The following is an 8895-nucleotide window of genomic DNA, read 5'->3' on the forward strand; positions in this document are numbered from 1 at the left end:
TATGTCCGGGCTTCTTAAAAAAACTGCTTTTCTAAGTCCGACAGGCTGCTAGGCGATACCACGCTCCGTCCTGATCCAAAATATCTGGCGTGGCATCGCGCACACAAGTTTCAAAGTTGAATCTTGGCGTCATCCCCGGCCACAGGGGGAGCGGAAGGCGCAGGGAATCAGCGGAGATGTAGCTCGCGAGGGGTGGATTCGCCCCAGACGGAGATAAGGACGGTGTTGGAAGTAATTTTGAGGCATTTGACTGAAAGAAAAGCGGGACCAACAGCCATGAGGCTGAGTTCATTCTCACGAAGATTTTTGCCATTGATAATCGCCATAGACAGGCTTTTACCAATCGTGATGCCAGTCAGTTTAAACTGGGTCGCATCTGGAACCGGAGGAGCCGGTGGGACTGACAATGCCGAACCGGACCAGCTCCCTGCCTGGAATTGTTTAGCCATGGCGACAGCACGCAGGATGGCGGCGGCATCGAGTTTTAGGGCGAGGTTATTCATCGCTGCAGTTTCCAGGTTTGGGAATGGTTCCTTGAGGCTATGCAGGTAATACCAAGCGTAGGATTCCACCAGGTCATTCGACACACCACGCCCATTCCCGAAAGCACTGGCGATTTCCAAATACGCGGCCTTATGATAATTCGTCGCCGCGTGAAACAGGCATCTAATGCCTAACTGTGGATTGGCACTTACTTGCTGGCCGCCATAGACTGACGGTCGCCCATTCAGAAGAACACTGCCCACTTCATAAACTCCGTCCATATTCTGTTGCGCGGCAGATTTTTGGAACCAACCCAGCGCCTCTGCATGATAACCACGACCAGCATAAGCCCGCCCCAAGGCGACTTGAGCGGCAGAATCTCCCGCCTCAGCGCGCACGCGGTCAGCGGAAATTCCAGTAAGTGGAGCCACCAAGCTGCTGGTATTTGGATTTTGGGAAAGAAGGCATCCTGCTTGAACTAACAGCAGTATAGCTTGAATGAGAAAAGGCTGTTTCATTATTTCCAAGGGTTCCAATTTTTGATGAATATAATGCGGCCCAGACGAATGTTCATAGTTTACCTTTAGAGGCTATTTGCGATGCATTTCAGGTTGCAGGGAGAGATCCATTATTGGAATCGACTTCAATGACCTTTTTAAGGTCAGCGATGTGAGTCTTCGTAAAATAGGTTGTGAAGTTCGTACCGGCTAGAACAACCGCCAGGTTCTGGCCCTCCATCGCAGCAAAGAGACCCCGTAACTGAGTTCGCGAACCATTGGCGTATTGAAACATCGCGCTATGGTTGGGGCAAAGGGCTAAATAGTTTTGATAGTGCCGCTTCACAAGGTCAAGAAACTCTACCTTTTCGAAGTAATAGCTGCCGTCGTCGAGCTTGAAAGGAAGTGGTGCCTGGCAGACTTGACAGATCATTTCACCATCCTCATTCGTGTATTGGTGGCGCAGGTATTCCTCTGTCTCCTCTTTGACATCTTCCCGCCCCACCGCGACCGAACGGATGCGCTTTTCGGTGACACGCTCCGGTGCATCTGCGGCTCCTTCACCCACGCGCTCAGCGCGACGGTCGGCGTTGACAGGTTCATGGTCTGGAAGATTTCCAGACGAGCGTTTCTCCCGCTCTGCGAGATAGCGTTCCTGCTCCTCAGCCGGCAGGCTGGCGAAGCGCTTGGCACGTTCCAAACTTTGGGCGTCGGGAAATCCAACCTGCTTTGCCATGGTCTCCTGCTGGCTTGCCATGGCCTCCTGCTGGCGATGGTCCTCGGAAATCTTGGCTGCATCCGCCCCAAATTCAAAATGTTGGAGCCAGCGCCAGCCGGAATCGAAAGGAAAACCCGCAGGTAGTGCCTCACGGGAGGCTTTCCGTGGCGGAAGAAACTTAAGGTCCATTCCGATCTGCTGAGGCACCCATGAGGAAGATTGAAGCCGACTACAGAGCTTTGAAAAGTAATATCTTGTTTCATGATGTCCCCAACCCTTGTGATGGCTATATGGAACCTCAAGGATGTGGGAGTTGGACCGCCCTTGCTCGCAAAGGATTCGCCAAAGGAAGGTGATAGCAACGATATCCGGCGTGCCCAACTGAATACTTTTTTCGATATGGGGAAGGATGTTAAGTAATTCATCCACTGAGCTCAGGTACGTCTGTACCCCGACCGCTTTGGCAAAAGCAACCAGCCGGCCGATGGTTACTCCGCAGTCCTGGTAATAATCAGCGAGCGCCATCGGTAACCCATTGCTTTCGGATGGTTCACCAAGTTTATAGGCATTGTAGTAAACAGATAGCTCGGTATGCTCAAATGGATCATCGAGAAACACATGCTTCGGCTGAGTCCACTTACCATCTTTGCGTTCAAAGATGCAATAGGGCTTGAAGATAGCGGCTTTTTCGGGATCTTTCTCCACAAGAGCAATCCAGCGGGCGAGATCATTTCTATCTGGCTTTAAACTGGCCGCCCCATACCGTTCCCTGAGAACCGCCTCAATTCGCTCTGCCTCACCTACTTCACGGACACCAATAATCACTTTAAGAAATTTGTGGGCAGCTTCCTGCTGTTTATTGTTATTGCCTGAGGTGTATAGGCGCACATCCACACGGGGTAACACCTCATCGTGCTGCATGTCATTGTCCGGAAAAAAACACTTACTTCCGAGGCTATAACTGGCATTACTGAGGCGGGCGATCTGAAGATTTTTTAGTTTTTCAAAATGGATCTCTAACTGATCCGGGTCTGCTGCGAGGTGATCAAAGAGCAACCCATACAATCCTTGATGCCACTCCATTGACTTTTCAGAAAGCCATTTCATGAATGCCGGATCAGGACCGCTTCTGATAAAACTATACGCGAATGTGCTCTGGGAAGCTACGGATGCTTTTTGAGTAAGACATTCAATAAACTTGTCTATTCCCCATCCGGTAATAGCCAGACCAGCAAGGAAGCGGTCGGCATTACTATTTTTCTGCGCGGCAGCTATGGCCCAGTTGAGTGGTTGGCCGCCCTGGCCACTGAGAAAGGCAAGGTCCCCTGAAGACAGGAGTTCTTTGAGTGAAGCCTTAGCTTGGCGCAAGTTTTTGGCTGGGGCGTGGGACTTGGAATACGTTGGCGTGAGGGGCTGATTATTCATCTCGTTGATGATGGCCGTGCGGATGGGCTGATAACGAGGCGGAAGGGGATCCTGGGGATTCGGTAGCACTGCAAGGAATTCACCGGTCAGGAGGTCCAACTGACGAACGATGTGCAGGGAGCCAGCGGCCAGTTGGGCCAGTTGCGCGAACAGAGGAGCGTTGGCTGGAGTATCCTTAACACTGGCCCGGCTAAGCTCTGGAACAAATGGCGCGTGCAAATGAAAACGAAGCCCAGAAGTTTCTTTATCCGCAGGGAAGAATACCGCGACACGACCGGTGGTGGCCGGGATGATTTTGAACTGCTCCGCAATGGGTTGTTGGGCGTTGAAAATCGTGACATGCGGAAGGCTGGCGAGAGCGAACGCAACCGACACGAATTGTTTCTCCAACCCTTGCACAGGCTGGGAAAAACGCAAAAAATGTGAACTGGCTATGGATTCGCCGTTTGCCCGCTTGAGCACCTCAATATGGTTGGCGGAATGGTGAACGCGCAACACCTCGCCGGAGAGGGTTGGATTGATTTGCCAGCGGATAGCCTTGAGGTGGGAAAGGAAGAGAAGCGTTGTCTCGGCAAGCCCTTCAAGACCCGCCTTGACCTCAGCATAGGCCACCGGCGAACTCTTTTTCGGATTATTAAAGGGGAAATCGAAACGGGTTTTGTGGAGAAGGTCTGGCTTGGGGGCTATCTCAGTAGGCAGCACAAGGTCACAGATGCTGAAGGAGACGTTAGGGGACCAAATGTGCGGAGTCTCCGAGTAGGCAAAGACCGCTTTGAAGCCGACTCCAAAACGCCCGATCTGATCCGGCTGGTCCTTCTTGGTCCCCTTGCCAATGTTGGTTATCCCCAGGACGTCGTCCTTGTCAAACGGCCGTCCGTTGTGCTCAAAACTGACAGCACTTTCGCCCAACGCGAAGGTGACTTCTGTTGCGCCAGCATCCTCCGAATTCTGGAGCAACTCGTAGATGAAATGGGCACGGTCGGGATAAAGTTCTTCGACAATTTCCCTGATGCCTGAGTACTCCTCGTCCGCCAAGACATCAGCCAACTTTTGCCGTTTGGCCCGAACTTCGTCAATAAAGCTCATTGTACCCCCTCCGTCCGCACCGTGAGGGTGCCAAAGAGAACCGGCGAGGCGTGGATATCACCGCCATCTGCGGCCTTTTTCAGCTCAGCCAAATGCCGAGTGAAATCGGCATTGGCCCTAGCGAGTTCGCTGGTTTTCATTAAACGAATTTTGTCATTTGTTGCAGCGGCGATTTGGGTCTCGATGGCATGGGTACGGGCGCGGTGGCTCACCGTAAGGCTCTGGATGCGGTGCTCCACGAGTTGACGATTTTCGGCAATGTGGTTTGCCAGGGCGACCGTCCACTTGGCATGGTGCTGGGCATCGAGCGTGTCGAGATCACCCTGAGATGGGGCGACAGCGGGACTGGCGTCCGTGGCGCACTGCAAAAGGTTTAACAGCGCATCCTCCACTGCCGGAGCGGAGACTACGGGAACAAGGATTTCATCCCGCTTCACTCCGTGCATTTGCCAGCGGTAGAGAGCAAAGGGGTAATTGCCAGGGGGAACAGCACTACTTTGTACGAAGAGGGAAACGGAGGCCGACTCATCGAGTTGAAGGAAGCGGGCTGCCTGGCGCAATAACGGGTGTGTTACCGACAGGTAAACCGCACCAGGATTGGCGGTTGCCGTTTGTTGATCGAGGGTAACGGCTAGAGTGGGCTGAGCCCCTTTGAGCCACTTTTCCCAATCCTTGGCGAGCGGCTCCGTAGAGCGCGGCAAGCACTTAAAATCATCGAGAAGCTTCAAACGGGCTTCCTGACTCAGGCGCAGGGTTTTGAGATTCTCCTTACCCAAGAGCGGGTCGGTCTCGGTGCCCAACCGAAGGGAGAGATAAGTGGAAAGACAGCGCTGCATTGCCTGGGGAGAGAGCCAGTAGGACTCGGCCGCTTCGACTTGCTGCCGCCAATATTGGCCAGGCACGTTTAGGCCGAAGAGTTCGGCTTGCCGTGCTTCGAGATCTTGTTCCTCGCGGATCACGCGAATGTTGTTATCCGCAATCTGGCGAAGCTGAGCCGAACGCTCTTCCGCGGTGAGGGTAAAACTCTCGGCGATGTTTTGAATAGCCCTGGTTATTTGGCCCAAGATTTCCTCATTGCCGCCGATGGCATGTTGGAAAACGCCAATCCGCCAGAGACAACGCTCATAGATATCGGCATCGACAGTACCTGGAGTGATAAGGTTGACGATGACCACGGTTTCGCTCTTCTGCCCATAGCGGTCGAGGCGGCCGATGCGTTGCTCGATCCGCATGGGATTCCAAGGGAGATCGTAGTTTACGAGGAGATCGCAAAATTGGAAATCAAGCCCCTCACAGCCGACTTCGGAAGAGAGGCATACGTCGATAGCTTCAGGCTGCTCTTTTGGCAGCGCAAAGCGACGGCGCAGGTCAGCACGCTCATCTTCCGAGACCCCCCCATGAATTAAACCGCAGCGCAGACCGGTTTCCTGGACATGGCGGTGGAGATAGGCCAGGGTGTGGCGGAAGGTGCTGAAGACAAGAGCCTTATTGTTTGGCAGCTTATTTTTGTCCTGAAGGACTTTGATAAAGGCCTCGACCTTGGGATCCTGTGGACCAAGATTACGGGATAGCTCCAGAATGGCGGCGATTTCGGAGCGGACCTCCTCCACGAACGAAAAATCTGCTCCATTCTCTGTATCACTGGCATCCATTGCATCCAAGCGGTCCAGCTTGCCAGCAAGAATATCCTGGAGAAGCGGGGCGAGACCGAACAGGCAACTGGCCGCCTGGCGCCGGATGGTGGACATCATGAAGGCGACATTCAAGCGATCATGGCAGAATTCCAGGATGCGGGCGACCAGGGCCAGAAGATCGTCATGCAACTTCCTTTGTGCTGGTGTGAACTCGACCGAGAGGGTTTCAGGTTTACGGGTAGTGAATTCGCCAATGTCCCGGCGGCGCGTGCGATTGATCAACGGGCTGAAGGTATAGAGATCTTCGATGGCGCGGATCAGCGCGATGCGCTCGGTATCAGGGATGGATTCGGCATGGAGGCGATCGTAGATACTTTGGAACGCCGGGGATTCGCGAATAAAGAGGCGCCCCCAATCGGTGCTGGCCACTTCATCAAGGCTGGCGCTCGCCGCGCGGTGCCAGCCTTCGCGGGCGGCACGGCAGTGCTGAACCGCAGTATTGATATGACGGTTGGGGGCAGCCATCTGCTCAAAGCTGGCATGGTCAATGATGAGGTCGGGGCGCAAGACATTCAGGAGGGTATAAAGGTCCTGGCTGCCCAATTGGACGGGGGTGGCCGTCAGAAAGATCACGGCGCCCGCATTGTCGCAGAGGAAACGCACGCCTTGGTGAAGGAGGGTTTCCGGATTCCGAATATGATGCGCCTCGTCCACGATGATGAGGTCAAATTTGGGCGGGGTATCCAGTTTCAGCAATCCAGGGTGGGTGTGTGAGTGTCCACCGGGAGGGCGGATGAGGAGATCAGAATCCACCAGTGAGAAGGGGAGAATAGCCTTGGCATATTGTTCGGGCCACGCCCCATCGAGATGCGTTTCTTGGAGACAGTGGCGAAGCAGCCGGCCGTCAAGGGCGGTAAAGTGTTCATCGAAACGTTTCATCTCGATAAACCATTTGCGCTCCGCAACGAGCGGCTTGGGACAGATGATGAGGACAGAGGATAAATCCATCCGGGCGCGAAGCTCTTTAATGATCAGGCCGGCTTCGATGGTTTTGCCAACGCCGACCTCGTCGGCGATGAGGAGGCGCGGGCGGTCCGAACGGATGAGTTTAAGCACCGGGCGGTATTGGTAAGGAACGAACTGGACACGCCCGGACCGGAGGGAGAAAAGATTCGTGGTGGAAGGGGAGAGGAGATGGTAACTGGTCAGATGCGCCCGCATGGCCTGGGCCGTAATGGATCGGTGCGTGTCGGACGAAACAGGAGGTGCCCGTAATTGGCTCTGGTAATAGGTGGCCTTGGCGTTATTTTGAAAGACGCGATAGCGGCATTCACCGGCACCAGGGATCACCTCGATCACGGGAAAGACCAGTGCTGAATTCGAACGAAGCGCGACTAAATCCCCCACCTTGAACAAGTTGGATGCCGGGGGAGCGACCGGCTCTGGCGGCAACGGGGAGACTGGGGGCGTAGCAGGTGGCGGACTGTGTGGAGGTTCCGCTGTGGCGCTCGGAGCACCACCGGCGGCTTTGGCCATGGCGGCGACGGCGGCAGTCTTGGCAGCCTCAACCGCTTTGATGGAAGCGGGGCTGGCGCCGATCTTCGTCAGAACGCGACTGAGGGTATCCGCATCCCGGTAAATTTCGCTGGCAGGCATGGCTGCCGCAGTAAGGTGCGCCCATTTATTGCGCACCGTCTGCAACTCCTTAACCCAAGTCCTGAACTCCTGGGGCAGCGTGAGGGTATTGGAAAGGTCGTGCCAGTTCTGATCCACAAGGCGCAACAGCGCGGCGAAGTCCAGTTGATGAAGGCTGGTGTACGAGCGCTCCTGGAGAGTGCGTTGCTGCTGGAAGCTCAAACGAGCGACAACATGCTTCTGCCACCAGTCTGGCGAGACTTGTGGAAGGGTGGTTTCCAGGAACTTGGCGAGATCGGTGGTGGCAAGGTGGAGCAGGTTATTCATGGGGGATGTTTGGTATTTTTCTCGAATTCTTCGAGCGATTTATTTTTGTGGTCATCGAACCATTTCTGGAGAGCCCGGAGGCGATGCTGGCCATCCACGGCGACCGCGTCAACGCGGTCGGTATCCCAGCGCAAACGGGCGAGCCCCTGCGCGGTGGAGGAAAATTGGACACCGCCAAAGATGACGGTTTTCTGGTCCTTAAAACCGGCATCGAACGCGTCGTCCAGGTCAAAAGGGATGCTCGGATTATTCTGCGGGTAATCCTCAAAGGCGGAGACGACCTGGCCGTTGGGATTTTTGGGGAGCAGGACCACGGTGAGACTGTTGAAAAACTTGAGTTTTTTGGTATCGCGAAGGTAGCCGTCAATCAGTTCCTTCTGGACGCGTTCCTGGTCAATCTCGCGTTGGTAAAGTTCCCTTAAGTTATATTTCTGCTCCAGCGACGGCGCCACCTGTTCATGGGTCTTAAGTTCGATGACGGCCCGAGGAATAGACAGCACCGTGGAGAAATAGGGGACGGTGATTTCGCGGGAGAGCGTAAACTCACCCTGATTACCATAGAGGGGGCGATTATAGTTGCGCTTAATCGGCTGAGTGGAAATGTTGAACATAGGTTGGGCTGGATGCCACAATCAGGATGGGATGATTGTGGCGCGACGCGCTACGGTTTGGTTTTTGGGGCGGTCGAGTTCCAAGTTGACCAGGTAGATGCCTGTGGCGGGTTCCAAGACGGGCAGCCCCAAATCCACGGCCCGTTGTTTGGCAGCAGGCAAAGCCGAGGCGGGGTTTCCCCCCTGGGAGCGCCATGCAGCTCAGTTGGTATTCCTGCCACTGGCATTTGGCATTGGGCTTGAATGGCACAAGGTTGGCCGTGACTTCTGGAATCATTTTCTCCACCACCACATAACCATGCGTGCCTTTGACGATGGCGCCCGCCGGGATGCCGGGCCCATCCACCAAGTCCAGTTCGCGACAGTTATACAGGAAAGCCGTCACCACAGACGGATTGGTCCGGTACCAAATGTAATCTGTTTTCTTAGTGCTTATCCGTAAATAGATATTGTCTGTCGCCAGCAGATTATGGCTGCGG

Annotated in this window: 5 protein-coding genes; all 5 read right to left on the reverse strand. The window is 54.5% G+C overall.

Annotated features, from left to right (window positions below; genetic code table 11):
• Positions 1–167 precede the first annotated feature (167 nt).
• A complete protein-coding gene (locus tag WCO56_27240; GenBank protein ID MEI7733296.1) occupies positions 168–1001 on the reverse strand; it encodes a hypothetical protein in 834 nt (277 codons plus the stop codon).
• An 88-nt stretch (positions 1002–1089) separates the two neighbouring features.
• Positions 1090–4209, reverse strand: a complete 3120-nt coding sequence (locus WCO56_27245; GenBank protein MEI7733297.1) for a hypothetical protein — start codon at positions 4207–4209, stop codon at positions 1090–1092.
• A complete protein-coding gene (locus WCO56_27250; GenBank protein ID MEI7733298.1) occupies positions 4206–7805 on the reverse strand; it encodes a helicase-related protein in 3600 nt (1199 codons plus the stop codon). Before WCO56_27250 ends, WCO56_27245 begins: the two co-directional genes overlap by 4 nt.
• Positions 7802–8416, reverse strand: a complete 615-nt coding sequence (locus tag WCO56_27255) for a hypothetical protein (protein MEI7733299.1) — start codon at positions 8414–8416, stop codon at positions 7802–7804. The genes WCO56_27250 and WCO56_27255 overlap by 4 nt, the downstream gene beginning before the upstream one ends.
• The coding region (locus WCO56_27260) for a hypothetical protein (protein MEI7733300.1) at positions 8388–8895 on the reverse strand (508 nt) is incomplete at its 5' end. The genes WCO56_27255 and WCO56_27260, both read right to left, overlap by 29 nt.

The organism is Verrucomicrobiota bacterium, assembly GCA_037139415.1.
Taxonomy (GTDB): Bacteria; Verrucomicrobiota; Verrucomicrobiia; order Limisphaerales; family Fontisphaeraceae; genus JBAXGN01.